At 65.3% G+C, this 22286-nt stretch carries 15 protein-coding genes; 4 read left to right on the top strand and 11 right to left on the bottom strand.

Features of this window, described 5'->3' with window-relative positions; translation table 11 throughout:
* The first annotated feature begins 14 nt into the window (after positions 1 to 14).
* Together sixA and ACQ4WQ_RS19525 are read left to right on the top strand one after the other, a co-directional pair.
* The gene (sixA, locus tag ACQ4WQ_RS19530) at positions 15 to 473 is read left to right on the top strand and encodes a phosphohistidine phosphatase SixA (RefSeq protein ID WP_035817346.1); all 459 of its coding nucleotides are present in this window, start codon (positions 15 to 17) and stop codon (positions 471 to 473) included.
* A gap of 198 nt (positions 474 to 671) precedes the next feature.
* Positions 672 to 800 (top strand): hypothetical protein, encoded by a 129-nt coding sequence (locus ACQ4WQ_RS19525; RefSeq protein ID WP_256267160.1) that lies wholly within the window; start codon positions 672 to 674, stop codon positions 798 to 800.
* Between the two features lie 83 nt (positions 801 to 883).
* Here ACQ4WQ_RS19525 and ACQ4WQ_RS19520 read toward each other — a convergent pair whose 3' ends face one another.
* From ACQ4WQ_RS19520 to ACQ4WQ_RS19480, 9 genes are all read right to left on the bottom strand, one after another.
* Positions 884 to 2005: a polyamine ABC transporter substrate-binding protein gene (locus ACQ4WQ_RS19520; RefSeq protein WP_436499324.1), complete on the bottom strand. Its 1122-nt coding sequence runs from the start codon at positions 2003 to 2005 to the stop codon at positions 884 to 886.
* Positions 2006 to 2203: 198 nt separating this feature from the next.
* A complete protein-coding gene (gene clpB, locus ACQ4WQ_RS19515) occupies positions 2204 to 4810 on the bottom strand; it encodes an ATP-dependent chaperone ClpB (protein WP_326459375.1) in 2607 nt (868 codons plus the stop codon).
* 121 nt (positions 4811 to 4931) lie between these two features.
* Entirely contained in the window at positions 4932 to 5405 is a 474-nt protein-coding gene (gene moaE, locus ACQ4WQ_RS19510) for a molybdopterin synthase catalytic subunit MoaE (protein WP_436499322.1), read from the bottom strand.
* On the bottom strand, positions 5402 to 7981 hold the full coding sequence (locus ACQ4WQ_RS19505) for a DUF349 domain-containing protein (RefSeq protein ID WP_436499320.1): 2580 nt from the start codon (positions 7979 to 7981) through the stop codon (positions 5402 to 5404). Before ACQ4WQ_RS19505 ends, moaE begins: the two co-directional genes overlap by 4 nt.
* A gap of 193 nt (positions 7982 to 8174) precedes the next feature.
* The gene (locus ACQ4WQ_RS19500) at positions 8175 to 8843 is read right to left on the bottom strand and encodes a hypothetical protein (protein ID WP_436499318.1); all 669 of its coding nucleotides are present in this window, start codon (positions 8841 to 8843) and stop codon (positions 8175 to 8177) included.
* Between the two features lie 116 nt (positions 8844 to 8959).
* Positions 8960 to 11626: a bifunctional acetate--CoA ligase family protein/GNAT family N-acetyltransferase gene (locus ACQ4WQ_RS19495; protein ID WP_326459371.1), complete on the bottom strand. Its 2667-nt coding sequence runs from the start codon at positions 11624 to 11626 to the stop codon at positions 8960 to 8962.
* Positions 11627 to 11734: 108 nt separating this feature from the next.
* Positions 11735 to 12727: a DUF2804 domain-containing protein gene (locus ACQ4WQ_RS19490; RefSeq protein WP_436499316.1), complete on the bottom strand. Its 993-nt coding sequence runs from the start codon at positions 12725 to 12727 to the stop codon at positions 11735 to 11737.
* The gene (locus ACQ4WQ_RS19485) at positions 12724 to 14007 is read right to left on the bottom strand and encodes a winged helix-turn-helix domain-containing protein (protein ID WP_436499314.1); all 1284 of its coding nucleotides are present in this window, start codon (positions 14005 to 14007) and stop codon (positions 12724 to 12726) included. Before ACQ4WQ_RS19485 ends, ACQ4WQ_RS19490 begins: the two co-directional genes overlap by 4 nt.
* A 73-nt stretch (positions 14008 to 14080) precedes the next feature.
* Complete coding sequence (locus ACQ4WQ_RS19480; RefSeq protein WP_436499312.1) at positions 14081 to 15439, bottom strand: sensor histidine kinase; 1359 nt, start codon at positions 15437 to 15439, stop codon at positions 14081 to 14083.
* A gap of 164 nt (positions 15440 to 15603) precedes the next feature.
* On the opposite strand from ACQ4WQ_RS19480, the gene ACQ4WQ_RS19475 reads away from it, so the two are divergent.
* Positions 15604 to 17757 (top strand): TonB-dependent receptor domain-containing protein, encoded by a 2154-nt coding sequence (locus tag ACQ4WQ_RS19475; protein WP_436499310.1) that lies wholly within the window; start codon positions 15604 to 15606, stop codon positions 17755 to 17757.
* A 29-nt stretch (positions 17758 to 17786) separates the two neighbouring features.
* On the opposite strand, the gene ACQ4WQ_RS19470 is transcribed toward ACQ4WQ_RS19475, so the two are convergent.
* Together ACQ4WQ_RS19470 and ACQ4WQ_RS19465 are read right to left on the bottom strand one after the other, a co-directional pair.
* On the bottom strand, positions 17787 to 18455 hold the full coding sequence (locus ACQ4WQ_RS19470) for a response regulator (RefSeq protein WP_436499308.1): 669 nt from the start codon (positions 18453 to 18455) through the stop codon (positions 17787 to 17789).
* Positions 18456 to 18475: 20 nt separating this feature from the next.
* On the bottom strand, positions 18476 to 18847 hold the full coding sequence (locus tag ACQ4WQ_RS19465; protein WP_034755042.1) for a YajD family HNH nuclease: 372 nt from the start codon (positions 18845 to 18847) through the stop codon (positions 18476 to 18478).
* Positions 18848 to 19120: 273 nt separating this feature from the next.
* Between ACQ4WQ_RS19465 and ACQ4WQ_RS19460 the strand changes: the two genes are divergently transcribed.
* Positions 19121 to 22141: a PAS domain S-box protein gene (locus ACQ4WQ_RS19460; RefSeq protein ID WP_436499306.1), complete on the top strand. Its 3021-nt coding sequence runs from the start codon at positions 19121 to 19123 to the stop codon at positions 22139 to 22141.
* The last annotated feature ends 145 nt before the right edge of the window (positions 22142 to 22286 follow it).

Genomic DNA, 22286 nt, shown 5'->3' with positions numbered 1-22286 from the left:
CACAGGAGCACAGCATGGATCTCATCTTGTGGCGACACGCAGAAGCCGAGCCGGGCGTCCCCGACCTCGAACGCGCCCTGACCGTCAAAGGCCAGAAACAGGCGCGCCGCATGGGGGAATGGCTGGCCTCGCAATTACCGGAAAATTGCCGCATCCTCGTCAGCCCCGCCCTGCGCACCTTGCAAACGGCGGAAGCGCTGGGACGCAAGTTCAAGCTGATGCCGGAACTGGCGCCCGGCGCCGAGGCGGAAGACATCCTGAAGGCGGCCAACTGGCCCGGCGGCAAGGAAACCGTGCTCATCGTCGGCCACCAGCCCACCCTGGGCCAGGCAGCCGCCCTGCTGCTGACGGGCGAAGAGCAGGAATGGGAAATGCGCAAGGCCAGCGCATGGTGGTTCTCGCAGCGCGAACCGGGCGACCCGATCAGCGTCTACTTAAAAGCCGTGATGGCGCATGACTTGGTAGTGAAATGAGGGTGGTGAAATAAGGGGGCTGAAGCAGAAAATGCGCAAAAAGTGCGCTGGGACAAATACTGGTAGGAATTACAACTCGGCAGCCTTGTAAAGCGCTGCCGATCTGCTAGAGTTTAATTGCATCAACTACGTGCTGGAGCGCTGCTCCCGCACATTGAGCAACCCAGCGGACGGCCGTCCAACGGCGGCTGAAAGACCATGTTAATCACCTTCCTCGTTTTTCTCTTCATCGCCATCTTCGCCGCCATCATCGGCTTTGTCGCCTTTGAACTGGTCGAAGAAATGCGCGGCAGCCACCACAAGCTGATGGACCGCTACCACGAGTAGCGCTCACCTCGGCACTATCGCATGGCGCCAGCGACGGCCTACCGGCCCGTCTCTCGCGCCATCCTTGTATTTACGCTCCAGCCTCAAACTCCCGTCTTGAACTTCGTATAGATGCGCGTCATCAGGCGGCGGATATCGGCCGTGGTCGCTTCTGGCGCCGCCATGCGCTGCTTGTCGGCGTCCGGCAGGAAGATGGCCTTGTTTTCGCCGATGTCCTTGCGCACATACTTGATGCTGGCCGGATTCGGATTCGCGTAGAAGACCTTGTTGCTCAGGCTGGCATGCACTTGCGGGCGCAGGATGTAGTTGATGAACAGGTGCGCATTGTTCGGGTGCGGCGCATCGGCGGGAATGGCCATGGTGTCGAACATCAGGGCGGCCGTCTTCGGCACCAGCACCTGGATCACATTGCCATTCTTCGCATCGATGGCGCGCTGGCGCGCGATGTTGATGTCGCCCGACCAGCCCAGCGCGACGCAGACGGAGCCGTTGGCCATGTCATTGATATAGCCGGACGAGCTGAACAGGGTTACGTAGGGACGGATCGCCTGCAGCACCTTGCCCGCTTCCTGGTAGTCGGCGGCCGTTTTCGAGTACGCGGGCTTGCCCAGGTACTGCAGGGCGGCCGGCAGCACTTCCGACGGCGAGTCGAGGAAGGATACGCCGCACGATTTCAGCTTGGCCGCGTATTTCGGGTCGAAGACCAGGTCCCAGGCATTGTCGGGCATGGGCATGCCGCCCAGCGCGGCCTTGACCTTGTTGACGTTGATGCCCACCGTCGTGTAGCCCCACAGCCAGTCGACCAGGTAATCGTTGTTCGGGTCGATCTTCGACAGCTTGGCCTGCAGGTTCGGGTCGAGGTTGCCCAGGTTGGTCAGCTTGCTCTTGTCGAGCTTGCGCAGCAGGCCCGCATCGATCTGCAGACGCGCCCACTGGGCCGTCGGCACGACGATGTCGTAGCCGGACTTGCCCGCCACCAGTTTCGCATTGAGGATTTCGTTATTGTCGAAAACGTCGTAGCGTACCTTGATGCCCGTTTCCTTCTCAAAATTCTTGATCGTATCGTCGCCGATATAGTCCGACCAGTTATAGATGTTCAGGACCTTCTCTTCCTGAGCCTGCGCTTGGCCAGACAAGGCCAGCACGGCCGCCGCCAAGGTCAGTCCCAGTCCAATGCGCCGCCCTGCTTGCCATGTGTTTGCCATCGTACCGCCTCCGAAAATTAGTCAGAAAATAGTGACGATGATAGCAAGAAGGGCGGCATCAGGTCTAGCCTGATACCGCCCTGTCAGACGTCGCAAATCGTCGTCACAGCAAATGCCGTGAAACTGGGGGCAGACCCGACGGGGGAAGCTACCCCAAATGGAATAGCTTCCAATCCCGCAGGGACTGACCTGCCAGCATTACACCTTGTCCAGCCCCACCTGTGCACCCGTAAACACCAGGTTGCCGTTCTGGGCGTCGATGCGGATCTCGTCTTTCGGGCCAAAGCGGCCTTCGAGGATCAGCTTCGACAGCGGATTTTCGATCTGCTGCTGGATCGCCCGTTTCAGCGGACGGGCGCCATACACCGGATCGTAGCCCGCTTCGGCGATCTGCTGCAGTGCGGCGTCCGTCAAGCTCAGCTGCATGTCCATGCGCGCCAGGCGTTCTTCGAGGATCTTCAGCTGGATCTTCGCGATCGCGCCGATGTTTTTCTCGTCGAGGCCGTGGAATACGACGATTTCGTCGATACGGTTGACGAACTCGGGACGGAAGTGCGAGCGTACCTCGGCCATCACGGCCAGCTTCACGACACCGGGATCATCGCTTTCCATCGCCTGGATCTTATGCGAACCCAGGTTCGAGGTCATGATGATGACGGTATTCTTGAAATCCACCGTACGGCCCTGGCCGTCCGTCATGCGTCCGTCGTCGAGCACTTGCAGCAGCACGTTGAAGACGTCGGCATGCGCCTTTTCCACTTCGTCGAGCAGGATCACGCTGTACGGCTTGCGGCGCACGGCTTCCGTCAGGTAGCCGCCTTCGTCGTAGCCCACGTAGCCCGGTGGCGCGCCGATCAGACGGGCCACGGAATGCTTCTCCATGAACTCGCTCATGTCGATGCGGATCATCGATTCTTCCGTATCGAACAGGAAGGTCGCCAGCGCCTTGCTCAGCTCGGTCTTACCCACGCCCGTCGGCCCCAGGAACATGAAGGAACCATAGGGACGGTTCGGGTCGGAGAGGCCGGCGCGCGAGCGGCGGATGGCGTCAGCCACGGCCGTGATGGCTTCATCCTGGCCCACGACGCGCTCATGCAGCTTCTCTTCGATGTGCAGCAGCTTGTCGCGCTCGCCCTGCATCATGCGCGACACGGGAATCCCCGTCGCGCGCGACACCACTTCGGCGATTTCCTCGGCGCCCACTTCCGTGCGCAGCAATTTCGGCTGGTCGGGATCGAGTTTCGGGATGCCGCTGTCAGCCTGCTTGAGCTGGGCTTCCAGCTGCGGCAGCTTGCCATACTGCAGTTCCGACACTTTCTGCCAGTTGCTTTCGCGCGTGGCCTGCTCCATCTGCAGCTTGACCTGTTCGATTTCTTCCTTGATGTGCGTGCTGCCCTGCACCACGGCTTTTTCCGCCTTCAGGATTTCCTCGAAGTCGTTGTATTCGCGCTGCAGCTTGAGGATTTCTTCCTCGATCAGGCCCAGGCGGCGCAGCGACGCTTCGTCTTTTTCCTTCTTGACGGCTTCGCGCTCGATTTTCAGCTGGATCAGACGGCGTTCCAGCTTGTCCATCACTTCCGGCTTCGAGTCGATCTCGATCTTGATCTTCGCCGCCGCCTCGTCGATCAGGTCGATCGCCTTGTCGGGCAGGAAACGGTCCGTGATGTAGCGGTGCGACAGCTCGGCGGCCGCGATGATGGCCGCGTCCGTGATCTCCACCTTGTGGTGCAGCGCGTACTTATCCTGCAAGCCGCGCAGGATGGCGATCGTCGCCTCCACGGTCGGTTCGTCGACGAGCACTTTCTGGAAGCGGCGTTCCAGCGCCGCATCCTTCTCGATGTATTTGCGGTACTCGTCGAGGGTGGTGGCCCCCACGCAGTGCAGTTCGCCGCGCGCCAGCGCCGGTTTGAGCATATTGCCGGCATCCATCGCGCCGTCGGCCTTGCCCGCGCCCACCATGGTGTGCATCTCGTCGATGAAGACGATGGTTTGCCCTTCATCCATGGCCAGTTCCTTGAGCACGGACTTCAGGCGCTCTTCGAACTCGCCGCGGAACTTGGCACCGGCAACCAGGGCGGCCATGTCCAGCGCCAGCACGCGCTTGCCTTTCAGCGACTCGGGCACTTCGCCATTGACGATGCGCTGCGCCAGGCCTTCGACGATGGCCGTCTTGCCCACGCCCGGCTCGCCGATCAGCACGGGGTTGTTCTTGCTGCGGCGCTGCAGGATCTGGATGGTGCGGCGGATTTCATCGTCGCGGCCGATCACGGGGTCGAGCTTGCCCTTGCGCGCCCGCTCCGTCAGGTCCAAGGTGTATTTTTTCAAGGCTTCGCGCTGGCCTTCGGCTTCTTGTGTATCGACCTTGTTGCCGCCGCGAACTGCGTCGATGGCCGACGCCAAAGCCTTGCGGGTCAGGCCGTTTTCGCGCGCCAGCTTGCCGCAGTCGGACTTGTCGTCCGTCATGGCCAGCAAGACCATTTCGCTGGACACGAACTGGTCGCCCGCCTTTTGCGATTCCTTGTCGGCCAGGTTCAGCAAGGCCACGAATTCGCGGCTCACCTGCACGTCGCCGCCCGTGCCGGACACCTTCGGCAAGCGTTCGATGGACGCGCCCAAGGCCTTGGACAGGCCGCCCACGTTGACGCCGGCCCGCTGCAAGAGCGAGCGGGCGCCGCCGTCGTCCTGGTTCAACAGGGCCGTCAGCAGGTGGACTGGTTCGATATAGGGGTTGTCGTTGCCCACGGCCAAGCTTTGCGCATCGGCCAGGGCTTCCTGTAACTTGGTAGTCAGTTTATCTTGTCGCATGAAAAGCGCTCCCGGTTAATTAGTTGTTAACCAAATTGGGGTGAGGCAGTACTTTTCAAGCATACACAAAGCAGAAAACTGATGCATTTTGGCAAATGCTACTGTGCGGGACGCGTTCGCTTCAAATCGGGCTTGCGTTTGTCGCCCATTTGTCCAGGGCCGTCTCGTCGCTGTCGCGCGCATCGACCCAGCGCGCCCCTTCTGGCGTGTCTTCCTTCTTCCAGAACGGCGCTTCCGTCTTCAGGTAATCGATGATGAATTCGCAGGCGGCAAACGCCTCGCCCCGGTGGGCGGACGAGACCGCCACCAGCACGATCTGCTCCTGCGGTAGCAAGGGCCCCACGCGGTGGATCACCAGCGCGCCGGACAGGGGCCAGCGCGCCCGCGCCTGCTCGATGATGGCTACAATGGACTTTTCCGTCATGCCCGGATAGTGCTCGAGCTCCATGGCGGCCACGTCCAGCCCCTCGTTCATGTCGCGCACCGTGCCGACGAAGCCGACGACGGCGCCCACCTTGGGGTTGCCTGCACGCAATTGTGCAATTTCTTGACTCAAGTCAAAATCGGCTTGCTGGATGCGGACGCTGGTACTCATTTGACGTTACCTCCAATGCGGCGCAGCAGAGTTTCGATGCGGCTGGCCGTGCGCGCATCGGTGGCGGCGGCAATCGCGCACAGCTGCATCAGCTGCGACACTTGCGTGAGCGGCTTCTGGCCCGATTTGAGCGACGATTGCAGCACTTCCACCTGCATCTTCAGGCGGTCGCGGGCAAATTCGGCGCCGCTGTCGACGCCGGCGACGATTTCCAGGCGCAACACTTCAGCGAGCAAGCGCTCCTGGTTGGCCTGCAATTGCCGCACGTAGGAGGCAGCGCCCTCGCCCAGCGCGGCCTGGGCGGCGGCAAAGCGCTGCTGCAGGCTGCGTTCGTACTGGGCGTCCAGCGGCGGCAAGGCGCTCCAGCGTTCGGACCACGCTTGCGCGTCGGCGCCGTCGCCGCCATCGGCCAGTGCGGCTTCCAGCGATTGCACCAGGCGCAACTTGTCGCGCAGGGCGTTGGCCTGCGCCGCGCCAGCGCGTTCGGCGATGGCATCCGCCTGCGCCTGCACACCGGCGAGCGCCGCCTGGTAGCGCTGCTCGATCTTCGCTTCGCTGGCGCGCGGCACGGGACCCGTGGCGTTCCAGGCGGCGCGCGTGTCGCGCAGCAAGTGATTGATGAAGGCCGTGCGGGCCTTGTCGTCGCCTTCGGGCACGACGGCCGTTTCCAGCGCGGCGCACAGCGCTTCGCGCGCATGCAGGTGTTCGCGGCGCTCGTGGTCGGCCGCGTGGGCCGTTTCCTTGCGCCTGGCGAAGATATCGTCGCAGGCGGCGCGGAAACGCTGCCACAGCGCCTGTTCCGCGCGACGTTCCAGCGGCAGGGCCTTGGCCAGCTCCTGCCACTTGTCCTGCAAGGCTTTGAGCATGTCGACCGTGTTGCGCTCCGATGGCTTGAGCAAGCCCACTTCCACGATCAATTGCTCGCGGCGGGCCGTCTCGATCTGGCGCTGCGTGTCCAGCGGCTTGGACAGGGCGTCCAGCGCGGCGCCGAATTCCGCGTCCAGGCGCTTCTTTTCCTTGCGGTCGATGGTGCCCAGGCGCGTCCACGCCTGGCGCAAACGCTGCGAGGCGGAAGCAACATGTTTCCAGTCGGTACTCTCTTCGGCCGCCAGGGCCGCCGTTTCCGCGATCAGTTCCTGGGCCTTGGCCGCATTGCCGTGGCGCTCTTCCGCCAGTTGCTTGAAATGCTGGGCCGCGGGCGCATACGCCACGCTGCAGGCGGCGTCGAAACGCTCCCACAGCGATTTCGGTGCGGGGCCGGACAAGGTGTCGAGCGACTTCCAGCGCTCGCGCAAGCTGCCCACTTTCTTGGCCAGCTCGGCCATCGGCAATTGTTGCGCCGGCAATTCCTCGCCCGCCTTGACCAGTTCCTCGCGCGACACGTTGCCGCCCCAGCGCGCCCAGTCGGCCAATTGCTTGAATTGCGCACGCACATGGGCCAGGCGGTCCGCTTGCGCGGGCGTCAAGCGGCCGTGCTTGCTATCGCGCAAGGTCTTGTCGTGCTCGGAAGCCACGTGCAACAAGCCTTCCTGCAGGGCCGCTTCCATGGCGTCGAGCGTCTTGAAGAACTGCTCCGTCGCTTCCTTCGACACGGGCGCGTGTTCCTGGCGCGGCTTGCGCGGCGCCGGTTCCGCATGCGCTGGCGTGTCCACGGCTGCGGCAGCGACGACCGGCGCTGGCGCGCTGGCCAGCAGGGCCGCAAATTGCTGCTGCAGGCTGTCGGACAATGGCGATTCCGGCAGGCGCGGCAAGGCTTGCCAACTACGTTTCAGCACATCGGCGTCCAGGGTGGCGGCATCCTGCGCCTGCCATGCGGCCAGAGCAAGCTGGCGCGCGTCGAACACGGCCTGGTGCTGCTGCAGCGCCTGCAAGGCGGACTGCGCCTGCTCGCGCGCCTGCGTGAAATCGCTTTCCAGGTGTTTCGGCAAGGAAGCGCGCTCGGGCGATTGCGCATGCTGCGCATGTTCCGCGTCCAGGCGGGCCAGCGCCTGCGCCAGCTCGCCGGCGGACTGGCCATTGCTCGCCACGGCGCGCGCGGCGGCGACGGCGTCGATCACGGCGCGCTGCAGCACCACTTGCGCTTCCAGGCGGGCGGCCAGCGCGGCGCGCGCGGCGGCAAAGGCGCTCTCCAGCTCGGGCGTGGCCTTGATGACTTGCCATTGGCGGTCCAGCTCGGCTACCTGGTTCGGACTCAGCTTTTCATCGTTCAACAGGCGCTGCGCCGTCTCGATGCTGGCCTGGGCGCGTTGCGTCTCGGCAGCCTGATGACGGATCAGGTCGATGCGGCCCTGCATCAGCTTGGCAACGCGGCGGTCCGTGTTGCGCATGGCGTGGTGGATTTTTTCCAGCAGGGGCAAGCTATGGACGTGTTCGGCCGCGATCAAGCGGGCATCGGCAAATTCGCTGGACAGGATGAATTCACAGGCGGCGGCTTCGTCGCCCGCCACGGCATGGGCACGCGCAACCTGTTCGGCGCGGCGCGATGCGCTCTGCGCCGAGGCGGCGGCCTGTTCTGCCACGACAGGATCGGGGACGGCAGTCTTGCTGGCAGAACGCTTGAAGAGAAATTCGAACATGACGGGTTTCGCGTGGATCAAAACCACCATCATAACAAAGCCCGGGGTATTGCATCGGACAGGACTGAACAAGTTATCAAATGAATAAAGCGAATCTTTTCCGTATATTTTTGCCCTATGACAGCTGGCCAGTCACCATGACAAAAGCACCTCCAGCAGACTCCGCTTGCCGGGGTGTGCGCTCGCTACCCGTTCAAGCCTGTGCACGCAGCGGCTGTGCCGGTACGGGCAACGCGGGCGTGCCGACCTCGGCTGCCGTTTCAGCGCTGCCGCCGGGTGCCGGCAACGCTGTTGGCACAGGCGCTGGCAAGACAAAGGGCAGCACCTGCGCCTTGCCGCGGCGCGCTTCCTGTGCGCGCGCATCGTGGGCGAGGAACTGGTAGGCGATGGCAAACCACGCTTCGCCGACGATGACCTTGCGCGCCAGCGCGAACAGTTCGCGCTCCTCTTTTTCGAGGCGCTGCAGCAAGGCTGCGCAAAAGGCGTCGATGGCCGCGCACAGCTGCTCGGCCTGCAATTCGGAATGGTCGATGGCGGCGCCCGCGCATTGCTGCACCACATTGATGCTTTCCAGCGCCACGTGGTTCAAGCCATTGATCTCATTGAGCAAACCGTCGAGCAAACCGTCGGCATGCGGTGCGGCCTGGCGGATGGCGGGCACCAGATACATTTCCACCTTGCGCCAGTAGCCGCCCTGGTACAACCGGTTCAGCCAGTCGCCCGCGTACTGCAGCTGCGCCAGGCTGAGCCTGCTTTGCTGGCGCAGCTGCACATGCATGTACTTCTGAAAGGCCAGCAGGCTCATGCGGATGCTGGCCTGTTCCACCGACAGGGAAACCAATATATATGTTGCCGTAAGCATGCACTCACTCCCGAAAACGCGCTGGATGTCTGATCCTGGAAGTGAAAGTGTAAAGACTACCGACAGCGATGGGTTTGATCCTGCACAAACCCGCAGCGGGCCAGCCGCGCTTTCTTTTACGGCGCGCGCAGGCCGATATGCAGGTTGACGACGCCGGGCTCTTCCGATGGCGTGACCTCGCCGCCAAAGCTTTTCACCAGCCGCTGCATGCCCTTGTTGCGCGCCATCGCCTCGCCCACCAGCGCTTCCGTCCCCCGGCTGCGGAAGTAGTCGACCAGCTTCTCGAAGAGGATGTGGCCGAGTCCCTTGCCCTTCAGGGCCGAGCGCACGGCGATGGCGAAATCGGCGTGGATATTGTCCGGGTCGGCCACGGCGCGCACCACGCCCAGGGTTTCCGGCTTGCCGTCCGGCCCCGTGTGGGTGGCGATGAAGGCCATGGCGCGGTCGTAATCGATCTGCGTCAGGCGCGCCAGCTGCGACACGGGCAGCTCGCGCATGGAGGTAAAAAAGCGCAGGCGCACGTCGTCCGGGTCCAGCGCGTGGAACAGATCCATGTGCTGCGGCGCATCCTCGGGGCGGATGGGGCGCAGCAGGATCGATTGATCCATCCACGTCACCTGCTCTTCCAGTTCCTGCGGATACGGGCGGATGGCCAGGCGGTCGCGCTGCTGGCCCGGCTGCAAACGGATGCGCGCATCGAGGGCGATCACGCCGTGGGCGTCGGCCACCAGCGGGTTGATGTCGAGTTCGGCCAGCTCGCCGATGTCGGCCACCAGTTCGGCCACCTGGATCAGGGTATAGCAGATGGCGTCGATGTCGGCCGGCGGCTGGTTGCGGTAGCCGGCCAGCAGCTTCGACACGCGCGTGCGCGCCAGCATGTCGCGCGCCAGCACCATGTTCAGCGGCGGCAGGCCGATCGCATGGTCGGCCGTTACTTCCACGGCGATGCCGCCCTGCCCCACCAGGATCACGGGGCCGAAGGCGGCGTCGGTCGTGACGCCGACGATCAATTCATGCGATTGCGGCCGGCGCGCCATCTGCTGCACCGTAAAACCGTCGATCAGCGCGTCGGGCCGCATGCGGCGCACGCGCTTGAGCATGGCGGCGGCGGCCGTGCGCAGGATGTCGGGCGTGTCGAGGTCGAGCGCCACGCCGCCCACGTCGGATTTGTGGGCGATGTCGGGCGAATGGATTTTCAGCGCGACGGGATAGCCGATGTCCGCCGCCACGGCCAGCGCCTCTTCCACGTCGGCCGCCATGCGCGTGGTGGCGACGGGAATGCCGTAGGCGGCCAGGATCTCCTTCGAGCGGCATTCGCCCAGCACCGTCTGGCCGGCGGCCAGCGCGGCGGCGACGATTTCGCGCACGCGCGCGCGACGCGGCGTGGCCGACATGGGCAGCTGCGCCGGCACCTGCATCAGGGTTTCCTGGTTGCGCCGGTACTGCACGATCTGCATGAAGCCATGCACGGCCTTTTCCGGCGTGTCGTAGGTGGGTATGCCGGCGCGATTAAAAACCTGGCGCGCGGGCGCCACGGTGGTGCCGCCCAGCAGGCACGACAGCACCGTGCGCGAGGTGGCCTTGATCAGCGGCGTGACGGCTTCGGCGATGTCGATCGACGAGACCATGGCCGTGGGCGCGTGCAGCAGCAGCAAGGCATCCGCCTGCGGCTCGTCGAGCAGCGGCTTGATGGCGTCGGCATAGCGCTGCACGGCCGCGTCGCCGGGCAAGCCGACGGGATTGTCGTGCGACCAGCCCCGCGGCAGCGCCTTTTCCAGCGCGATCACGGTGTCCGGCGACAGTTCGGCCAGCTTGCCGCCGCTGCCCACCAGCGCATCGGTGGCCATCACGCCCAGGCCGCCGCCGTTGCACAGGATCGCCAGGCGCTCGCCGCGCTGCGAGCGGATGTGCGTGAGCGTTTCCACGGCGTCGAACAGTTCTTCGGCCGAATACACGCGCAGCATGCCGGCGCGGCGGATGGCCGCGTCGTAGACGGCGTCGGAACCGGCCAGCGCGCCCGTATGCCAGGCCGCCATGGCCGCGCCTTCCGCCTCGCGCCCCGCCTTCAGCACGATCACGGGCTTGCTGCGCGCGGCGGCCCGCGCCGCCGACATGAATTTGCGCGCCGCCTGGATATCTTCCATGTACAGCAGGATGGCGGCCGTGTCGATGTCGCCGGCCAGGTAGTCGAGCAGGTCGCCGAAATCGATGTCGTAGCTGGCGCCGAGCGAAATGAACTTGGAAAAGCCCACGCCATGCGCGTTGGCCCAGTCGAGCACACCCGACACCAGCGCGCCCGATTGCGACACGAAGGCGATCTTGCCGCTCGTCGCGCCGACATGGGCGAAGCTGGCGTTCAAGCCCAGTTTGGGCACCAGCAGCCCCATGCTGTTGGGGCCGAGGATGCGCAGCAAATGCGGCTTGGCCGCCTTCAGCATGGCCAGGCGCAGCGACTGCTCGCGCACAGGGTCCAGGCCCGAGGTCATGACGATGGCGGCGCGCGTACCCAGCGCGCCCAGTTCGCGGATCAGCGCCGTGATGGTGGCGGGCGGCGTGCAGATGATGGCCAGGTCGGGCGCCTTGGGCAGGTGCGCCAGCTTGCGGTAGCATTTCAGGCCCATCAGCTCGTCGTACTTGGGATTGACGGGCCAGATGTCTCCCTGGTAGCCGCCGCCCAGCAGGTTGTACAGGGCGATGGCGCCCAGCTTGCGTTCGCGCGCCGTGGCGCCGATCAGGGCCACCGAGGCCGGCTTGAACAGCTTGTCGAGATTACGGATACTCATGTTCTGGCCTCATGGTTTGCCGGAGTGGCTAAAGGTACTCCCCCAGTGTATCGGATGCCTTGCCAAAAAAATTTGACCTTGTCGCGCGTTTCGCAAAAAAACGGGCGCCTACCAGCGCGAACGGTGGCTTTCCGTCACGCCCGCCAGCTGCGCCACGATGCGCTTGGGCGAGTCCGCGCTGGTACGCACCCAGCCGCTGAACGTGCCGATGGGCTGAATGTAGCGGCTGGCGGCGATCCACAGGTTTTTATCCTCGCGCCGCGCCCCTTCCGGCTTGAAGTGCAGGTCCAGCAAATCGTCGTCCGTCCACACGTGCCACGGCGCCAGCGGGTTGTCGGGATTGAAGTCGAAATGCGCGCGGCCCAGCCGATACAGCTGGCCATCGAGCCACAGCGCATTTTCATGCGCGCCGAAATAGCCGGCCTGCAGGTTGAAACCGAGGTCCAGGCTGTGGGCCGAGGCCCAGCGCCATTCCGTCTCGCGCGCCAGCAAGCCGTTCGAATAATCGAAGCTGGCCACGCCGTCGTCCAGGCTGTAGCCGACGGCGCCGCAGCGCACGCTGCCCCACAAGGGCAGGCCGCCCGACTTTTGCGTCGCATGCGCGCTGCCGCCCTCGCCCACGGGGCCGATGGCCAGCAAGGTGGGCGCCACGGGCGGGCCGAACTCCGCATCGATGCCGAAATGGCCGCAATCGAGCCGCAAGCGGTAGCGCTGCTGCGGCTGCGCCTCGATGCTGATTTTCTGCGACAAAAAACGGAAACGGCTGGAAGCACCCGCATGCGGCGCCAGCGTGGCGCACAGGCCCGGAATGCCATCCTGCGAAAAGCTCGCCACGATCTTGCCCTTGTGGCGGTCGAAGGCATACGCGAACGCGGTGCTGGTCCAGCCCAGGTCGACGATGGCCACGCCGCAGAATACGGCCGGTGTCGACAGGGCCACGTAATGCCAGCGCTTGTGGTGGAACAGGCGCCAGAGGGCGCCGCGCGCGTAGGGCGGCGCCAGCGCGGCCCAGTCGTAAGCGTCCAGCTGCCCCGTGTAGCGGCCGAAACGGGGTTGGCCGTCGGCGTCGAGCAGCGCGGATGGGGCCGGTGGCAGCGTCATGCGGCCCGCCTTTCCCCGTGAGCACCGTCCTGCAGCGCCTCGGCCAGCTGCGCACCGAAGGCTGCCGGTTGCGCTTGCGCAATATCAATATCCGGGCACGCATGCCAGCCGGCCAGGCGCCGCACGGCGCCGGCCACGTCCTGCACCAGGCGGGGGCTGACGCGCACGCCCTCTTCCAGCGCCAGCGACTTGATTTCGAAGCGCCCCTGTGCGCGGTGCGCCTTGGCGTCCAGCCGTCCCACGAGCGCGCCGCGCCGCAGGATCGGCAGCGTGAAATAGCCATAGCGGCGCTTCTCGGCGGGCGTGTAGCACTCGAGCCGGTAGTCGAAATCGAACAGTTCCAGCGCGCGGCGCCGGTCCCAGACGACGGGGTCGAACGGCGACAATATCGTCGTCAAGGTGGGCGCCAGCTTGCCGGCGGCCGCCGCGCGCAGCAACTCCCCATGCTCCGCATGCACGTAGACGGCGTCCATCCAGCCGGCCACCGCGCAGCGCAGCAGCGCGCCCTCGTCCACCAGCGCCTGCAGATCGTGCGTCAGGCTGGCGCGCGGCTGTTTGGTGCGAAAATAATCGCTGATCCAGCTGGCCCGCGCCAGGCCCAGCGCCTTCACGCTGGCCAGCAGCAGGCGGCGGCGCACCTGGTCTTCGGGCGGCAGCAAGCCGTCGTGCCAGCCCGGCAGCACCCGTTCGGCCAGGTCGTAATAACGCTGGAAATTGTGCCGCCTGGCGATCATCAGCACGCCCGATGTAAACAGCACTTCGAGCGAGCGCTTTTCCGGCTTCCAGCTCCACCAGCCGCCCGCCTGACCATCCGTGCGCTCGAAGTCGGCCGAGCGCGCGGCGCCGTTGGCGCGGATATGGTCGAGCACCGAAGCGACGGCCTCGCCCTGCTCGGCCATCCATTTGACTGAATACTTCCAGCCCATGGCGGCCGGGTCCAGCATGCGGTGGCGGTACAAGCCATAGTCTTCGATGGGCACGAAGCAGGCTTCATGCGCCCAGTATTCGAACAGCGCGCCCTCGGCCAGCAACTGCTCCAGCCACGGCTGCGGATAGTCGCCCAGCCGGCTCCACAGCACCAGGTAGGGGCTGCGCGCCACCACGTGGATGGTGTCGATCTGCAGCACGCCCATCTGGCGGATGGCGGCCAGCACGTCGGCCTTCACGGCTTTTTTACGCCGCGCCTGCAGCAAGCCTTGCGCGGCCAGGTGCAGGGCGCGCGCGGCGGCCAGCGATAGCGGGGGGAGGTCGGAAGGCGGGTGTTTGTCAGGTCTGTGCATAACAGAAAGATACCGCATTCCGGACGCGCCTTGTGCGTTTTATCGCTATCGGATCGCGCAGCCGGCAGCCACGCTACGCGGCGGGAAACACCAGCGTCACCGCCAGCCCCCTGCCCTGCAAGCCGGCGCCCAGGACAATGTCCGCACCATGCCGCTCGGCGATGCGGCGCACGATGGACAGTCCCAGCCCGCTGCCGGGCAGCTGCGCGCCGTCCAGGCGCACCAGGCGTACAAAGCGCTCGAACACGCGTTCGTGCCATTCCTCGGCGATACCCGGTCCCGTATCGGCCACGCAAAGGTAGCTGCGTCCCGCTTCCACGCCGCAGCTGATCTCGACGGCGCCCGGTGCCGGCGTGTAGCGCAGCGCATTCTCGACCAGGTTACGCAGCAGCATCTGCAGGCTGTCCGCATGCAGCGCGCACGGCGCCAGGGCCACGTTCACGGCCAGCGACAGCCGGTACGGCGCGGCCAGCGCCTGCCACTGCGCGGCCTGCTGCGCCAGCAGCTGCGCAAGGTCGCCCGGCGCCAGCGCCGTCTCCTGGGCCTGCGGGTCGAGCCGGGCCAGCGCCAGCAACTGGTTGACGAGCCGCGTGGCGCGCTCCACGCTGGCGCCCAGGGCGGCGATGAATTCCTCGCGCTCGTCCGCGCTGCGCGCCCGCTGCAGCACTTGCAGATTCGTCTTGATGGCGGCCAGCGGCGTGCGCAGTTCGTGCGCCGCATCGGCCGTGAAGCGCTGCTCGTTGTCGCGGCTGTGCCGCACCCTGCCGAACAGGCGGTTAATTTCCAGCAGCAGTGGATGCAGTTCGTCCGGCGCGCCAGCCAGCCTGACGTCGGCCAGTTCATCGGGCGTGCGCGCCGACACTTCATCGGCCGACGCCTGCAGCACGCGAAACACGCGGTGGATGCTCCACCAGATGGCGAGGGTGGCCAGCGCCACCAGCAGCAGGCCGAACAGCGCGATACGGTAAAAGAAGCCGCGGCTGATGTCGTCGCGGTGGCTGGTCGGCTCGGCCACCAGCAGCTGCAGGCTGCGCTGCGGGTCCCACAGCGAAAACAGACGCCAGCGCTGGCCCGCTATCGTGGTCCACGACAGGCCATCGGGCGCGCTGCGCGACAGGGCGATGTCGGACGCTGCATCGTTACGGTACAGCACGCGCTGCTGCGCGTCGCGCACCTTGAACAGCAAATAATGGTGGGGATTCGGCTGGCCGCGCAACGGCAGGTCGATGGGCCCCGTCAAGCCGTGTTCGCGCGCCTCCTTTGCCACCAGCGACAGCAGCAGATGTCCCGTCTCGGTCAGCGACTGGTCGAACAATTCCTGGCTTTCGCGGCGCGCTTCCACGTACACGATGGCGGCGCTGCCCACCCACAAGGCCAGGGTCAGGCCCAGCAGGACCGTCAGCAGAGTGCGCCGCAGCGACCAGGTTTGCACGCCGCCGCCTGCCGTTAAGAATCTCTTAAGAACTTCTGCGCAAGATCCGAAGCGAAATATTTTCTGGGTAGCCATGACCGCAATTGTAAATGATTCTTATTGTCCTCATGATTCCCATTCCCTCGAAAACACAAGCCAATAATTAACTCATCCCAGGAGTTTGCATGTCCAACAGCACCCGCCGCGCGCCCCTGCCGCGTCCCACCACCCTGGCCCTGGCGCTCGCCGCCCTGTCCTGCCTGCCGGCTCACGCCCAGACAGGCACGCCGGCCAGCATGCCGGAAGTGGTGGTCTCCGCCTCCGGTTTCGAGCAGGACATCAAACAGGCGCCCGCGTCGATCACCGTGCTCACGCGCGAAGAGTTGTCGAAGGAGCGTTTCGGCAACCTGACGCAGGCGCTGGAAAGCGTGGAAGGCATCGACGTGGGCGCGGCCGGCGACAAGACGGGCGGCATGAACATCAGTATCCGTGGCATGCCCAGCGACTACACCCTGGTGCTGATCGACGGGCGGCGCCAGAACGCGGCCGGCAATGTCACGCCGAACGGTTTCGGCGGCACGCAGACGAGCTTCATGCCGCCGCTGGCCGCCATCGAGCGCATCGAGATCATCCGCGGCCCCATGTCGACCCTGTACGGCTCGGACGCCATGGGCGGCGTGATCAACATCATCACGCGCAAGGTGGGCAAGCAGTGGATGGGTTCCGTCTCGGCCGACTACACCGTGCAGCAGGAATCGGACTTCGGCGACGTGAAAAGCGGCCGCTTCTACCTGAGCGGGCCCATCGCCGCCGACCTGCTGGGCTTGTCCCTGCGCGGCAGCAAGCAGCGCCGCGATGCGGCCGACATCCGCTACAGCAACGCGGCCGGTACGGAGGTCACCCCGAACATGGGCGCCAATCCCGTGCGCGCGGACATAGCCAACTTCGGCGCGCGCCTGGCCTTTACGCCAAACCGCCACCACACCGTCATCCTCGACGCGGACGCGGGCCGCCAGACCTACGACAATTCGAAACAGCAGCTGGGCACCGTCGGTTTGCAGGGAGGCTACGGTCCCAAGCAGAAATACCAGCGCGACCAGTGGACCCTGTCGCACACGGGCCGCTTCGGCTTCGGCACCCTCGACAGCAGCTACATGGTGAACAAGACGGAAACCCTGGGCCGCACGATTCCGCCGGGCACGCCAGGCGCCGTGGCCGGCAGCGCGCGCACCCTGGAAGTGGAAAGCCAGGTCTTCGACACCAAATTGGTCATGCCGCTGGGCAAGCACATGGCCACCGTCGGCGCGCAATGGTGGAAAGCGGACATGACGGACGGCGTGGCGCCAAAGAAATTCGAATTCACGCAAAAAGCCCTGTTCGTGGAAGACGAATGGCAGGTGCTGGAGAACGTCGCGCTGACCTTCGGCGCCCGTTATGACGACCACAGCATCTTCGGCGGCCAGACCAGTCCCCGCGCCTATGCCGTGTGGAACGCGACGCCGAGCTGGACCGTCAAGGGCGGCGTCAGCAAGGGCTACAAGACGCCGCGCGTGGAACAATTGTCGCCAGGCATCAACGGTTTCGGCGGCCAGGGCACGATCCCCCTCGTCGGCAGCCCGGACCTGAAGCCGGAAACGAGCACGACGACGGAAATCGGTGCCTACTTCGACAACCTGGCGGGCTGGACCGCCAGCGGTTCGCTGTTCAACAATGCATTCAAGGACAAGATCACGACGGGCACCGGACTCGTCAACTGCGATTATCGTCCATCGCCGAACCGTCCCGGCTGCGTCAGCTTCGGCAACTGGCCCAACGTCGATGCGTTTGGCCAGTCCGTCAACGTGGATGAGGCCGTTACGCGCGGCGTCGAGCTGAACACGCGCTTCCCGCTGGGCAAGACCTTGTCGGCCAGCGCCAACTACACGTACACGGAAAGCGAACAGAAGAGCGGCAGCAATGCGGGCAAGCCGCTGAGCGACACGCCCAAGCACGCCGTCAACGCGCGCCTGTCGTGGGATATCTCGCGCGAATGGAACGGCTGGCTGCGCGCCGAATACCGCAGCGAGCGCTTCCGCGATCCGGGCACCTCGACCGCCACGCGCGCCGCCAAGGCCGCGCTGGGCGACTACCAGGGCTACACCATGCTGCACTTGGGAACCAGCTACCAGCTGAGCAAGCGCGTGACCCTGAATGCGGCCGTGTACAACCTGCTCAACAAGGACTTCATCGACTACCAGCCTTACCGTACGGGATCAGGCCCGGCATTGACCTACGCTAACCGCTATGTCAACAGCCTCGATGGACGCCGCCTGTGGCTGTCGGCCACCGTCGATTTCTGATCAAGGGGGCGGCCTCCCGGTCGCCTTCCTCAGCCCGCTTTGGGCTTGTCGATGCAATAACCGACCGCATGCACGGTGCGTATCAAGTCCCGCCCCAGCTTCTTGCGCAGGTGGTGGATATGCACTTGCACGGCATTGCTTTCCACCTCATCGCCCCAGCTGTACAGGTTTTTCTCCAGCTGTTCCCGGCTCAGCACGCGGCCGCCATGCTCCAGCAGCAGTTGCAGGATGCGGAACTCCTTCATCGTCAAGGTCACGGGCACGCCCCCTTGCGTCACCTGCCGGTCCGCGATATCGAGCGCCAGGTCGCCATGCACGAGGTACTCGCGCAAGCGGCCCGCAGCGCGGCGGCAGGCGCTGCGGATGCGCGCGGCCAGTTCGTCGAGGTCGAACGGTTTGACGATGAAGTCGTCGGCACCCGCGTCCAGGCCGGCGATGCGCTCGCCCACCTGGTCGCGCGCCGTGACGACCAGCACGGCGCCGCCGTAACCATTGTCGCGCAGCGCGCCCAGCGCCTGCATGCCGTCCTGCCCCGGCAAACCCAGGTCGAGCAGGATGCAGCCGTAGTCGTGCAGGCGCACGGCCGTGTGCGCCTGTTCGGCGCTCGTGACCCAGTCGACGGCATGGCCGCCCTGTTCCAGGCCGATCTGCGTGGCGCGGCCCAGCTGCGGGTCGTCTTCGGTCAGCAGGATGCGCATGAGGAAGCGGCGCGGTCCGCTCAGTCCTTCTTCTTGATCAGGCCGGCCAGCGCGGCAAACGGATTGTGCGTGGCGGGCGCCACCTCGGCCGACAGCAGGCCGGCGCCACGGTCCGCTTCCAGGTAGCGCGAGTGCTCATTGTCGTGGCAATACAGGCACAGCAACTCCCAGTTGCTGCCGTCGGGCGGATTGTTGTCGTGATTGTGGTCGCGGTGGTGCACCGTCAGTTGCTGCACGTTGGCACGCGTAAATTCGCGCATGCAGCGGCCGCAGACCCACGGATACATCTTCAGCGAGCGCTCGCGGTAGCCGCTCTCGCGCTGGTCGGCGGCGCGGCGCGCTTCGGCCACGATCTTGTCCAGTCTTGCCGCGTCGGGCTTTTTACTCTGCATGACAACTCTCGATATGGGAGGAAGAAGCATCCATTTTAATGAGGATGGGGGCCCAATTGTACTTTTTCTGCCACGGCGCCAGCCCGTGCCGCTCCCGGCGTGCTTTTTTTAGCGTGCGCAGCGCCACAGGTACTTGATTTAACGCAAAATAAGCCCAGCGACAGACCACGAACAGACGCTAGGGCAGCAGGCAGCGCGCAGGTCAGCATATTTCGGCTATGATGCGCGCCACGCCGCCCTTCACCTTTCCATGACCCTAGCCTGCAAGCGCCCGTGATAGCGATAACAAGACCCCTGCAACGCCTCGCCCGCCGCCTGTACCGTCTCAGCCTGGTACCCCTGTTCGCGCTCATCTTGCTGCTGGCGCTGTGGGCGGCCGTCTTGTACCAGGTGGGCCAGGAACGGGCCAGCGCCGTGCGCGACGCCGTGGCCGTCAGCCAGTCGCTGGCGCGCACCCTGGCCGACCATACCAGTTTCACCCTGCGCCAGACGGACCACGCGACGCAATTGTTCAAGCTCAAATACGAGGAAACGGACGGCGGCCTGCGCCTCAATGAATTCACGCGCCGCCAGGGTTTGCTCGACAGCGTGCTGCCGTCGAAACTGGAACTGCCGATCGCGCTGGTCGATGCGCATGGCGACGTGATCGACAGCGCCAACGCGTACTTGCCGGAAAACCTGGCCGGCCAGGCATTTTTCAGGGCGCTGGCCGCGAATGCGTCCGACACGCCGCTGGTCGACACCCCCATGCTCGACGCGGGCAGCAGGCACTGGACCATCCGCCTGGCGCGCCGCCTGAACGATGCTCAGGGGCGCTTTGCCGGCGCCATCATCATCCACGTCGACCCCACGTATTTTGTCGACGATTACGACCGCCTGAACCTCGACGAGCAGGGCGCGCTGATGCTGGTGGCGCGCGACAGCGGCCTGACGGCGGGGCGCATCGGCGAGCAATTGATCCTCAGCGACCGCATCGACTTCCGCATGCCGGGACCGCCCGAACACGCGCCAGAGGAACTGCTGATCGAGCCGCCCGTCGACGCGACGGCGCGCATTTACAGCTACCGCGAGCTGCCGCGCTACCCGCTGCTGGCCGTGGTGGGCGTCAGCCGCGCCGTCGCCCTGGCGCGCTTCGAACACCGCCGGCTGGCATATGTCGGCGCCCTGCTCGCCGCCAGCGTGCTCATTGCCGGCTTCACGGCCCTGCTGATGCGCCAGAGCGCGCGCCTGCGCCGCAGCATCCGCCAGGCCAAGGAAACGCAGGCGCTGCTGCGCGCGGCGCACCAGGCCAGCCTCGATGCCGTGCTGCTGCTGAAAGCCTGGCGCCCCGCGCCGGGCAAGCCGGTGGAAGACTTCATTTTCGCCGACGTCAACGAGCGGGCCGCCGACATGCTGGGCAAGCCACGCTCCGAACTGCTGGGCCAGCGCGTGCTGCCGCGCGTGCCGCTGCTGCGCGGCGAGCGCTTTTTCAAGCGCTTCGTGCTCGTGATGGAAACGGGCCAGCCGCTGGAAGACGAATTCGAGCTGACGCTGGCCTCGGGCGGCACGCGCTGGCTGCGCCACCAGGTGGTGCCGATCGCCGACGGCGTGGCCGTCACATCGCGCGACATCAGCGCGCGCAAGCACGACGAACTGGCGCTGCAGGACAACCGCAGCTTCCTGCAGTCGCTGATCGACCATTTGCCCGTGCTGGTCTACGTGAAAAGCGCGCGCCCGGAAAACTTCGGCCAGATGGAGGTGTGGAACAAAGCGGCCGAGGACATCACGGGCCACCTGGCCGCCGACGTCATCGGCAAGACCGATTGCCAGGCCTTCCCGCCCGACTTCGGTCTGCACGACGCCGAGGACGACCGCGCCATCCTGGCCGAGCGCGGCGTCATCGACCACACGGAAAAGCCGCTGCGCCTGGCGGACGGCAGCCTGCGCTACCTGCGCGCCGTCTCCGTGCCCGTGTTCGACGAGCGCCAGCAGATCGAGCATATCCTGTGCATCGCCGAGGATATCTCGCAGCGCCGCCAGCAGGAACTGGAACTGCGCCAGAAACAGGCCGAACTGGCCGCCGTCAACGACGCCTCGCCGCTCGGGCTGGTGCGCCTGGACCGCCAGCGCCGCTGCACCTACGTCAATCGCACCTTCGAATCGATCACGGGCCTGCCGCGCGCCGCCGCCCTGGGCGCCGGCTGGACCAGCGCCCTGCACCCGGACGACTATCCGCTGATGCACGTGGCGCTGGAACAGCTCACGCGCAGCCACGCGCCATTCCAGTCCACCCTGCGCTGGCTGCAGCGCGACGGCAGGCTGGTCTGGGTTTCCGTCAAAATTGCCCCCATCCTCATCGATGGGCGTATCGAAGGCTACGTGGGCAGCCTGGACGACATCACCACCTTGCGCGAATCGGAAGTGGCGCTGCTGGAAAGCGAGGCGCGCCTGCGCACCATCGCCGACACCTTGCCGGCCATGATCGCGTACATCGACGCCGACCAGGTCTACCGCTTCCTGAACATCGCCTATGAACGCGAATTCGGCCTGACGGCCCGCCAGGCGCTGGGCAGCAGCGTGCGCGACACGGTGGGCGAGGCGCGCTACCGCACGGTGGCGCCGTATATCGAACGGGTGCTGGCGGGCGAAACCCTGAGCTTCGAGGAAGAAGACGACAAGGAAGGCATCGAGCGCTGCATGGAAGTGATCTACATCCCGCAGATCGGCGAAGACAGGCTGCAGGTGGTGGGTTTTCACGTGATGCGCCAGGATATCACCGTGCAAAAGCGCGAAAAACAGCGGCTGCTGAAACTGGCCCAGGTCGATGCGCTGACGGGCCTGTCGAACCGCGCCGGCTTCCAGCAAAAACTCAGCGACGCCATGCACGCGAGCCGCCAGCAGCGGCACCTGATGGCCGTCATGTATATGGATATCGACCGCTTCAAGCCCGTCAACGACACGCATGGCCACGGCACGGGCGACGCCCTGCTGCGCGCCTTCGCCCAGCGTCTGACGCAAACCATGCGCGCCACCGACATCGTCGCCCGCCTGGGTGGCGACGAATTCACCATCATCATGGAACAGATCGCCCGGCCCGACGACGCGGCCGTACTGGCGGAAAAAATCGTCGCCGCCATGCGGCAGCCGTTCGAACTCGATGGCATCACCGTGCGCATTTCCGCCAGCATCGGCCTGGCCTTCTACCGCGACGAAGACATTTCCCCCGCCGCGCTGCTGCAGCGGGCCGACGTGCTGCTGTACCAGGCCAAGCAGGATGGGCGCAATACCTATCGCGCCGGCGTGTTGACTACTTGAGCACCTGAGAAAACGTCCATGGCTGCGTTGCAGTGCCTTGCCGTACTATTCGTACTGCCTACGGCACTACGCCTTGCCCTGAACGTTTTTCAGGCACTCTGGATGTATCGATAAAAATCGAAAACGCTCTTCGAAATTCGTTCAA

Source organism: Janthinobacterium goodfellowi (assembly GCF_051380695.1).
Classification (GTDB): domain Bacteria; phylum Pseudomonadota; class Gammaproteobacteria; order Burkholderiales; family Burkholderiaceae_D; genus Janthinobacterium.
Note: the sequence above shows the minus strand (reverse complement) of the source record. Positions and strands in the feature narration are given on the sequence as shown.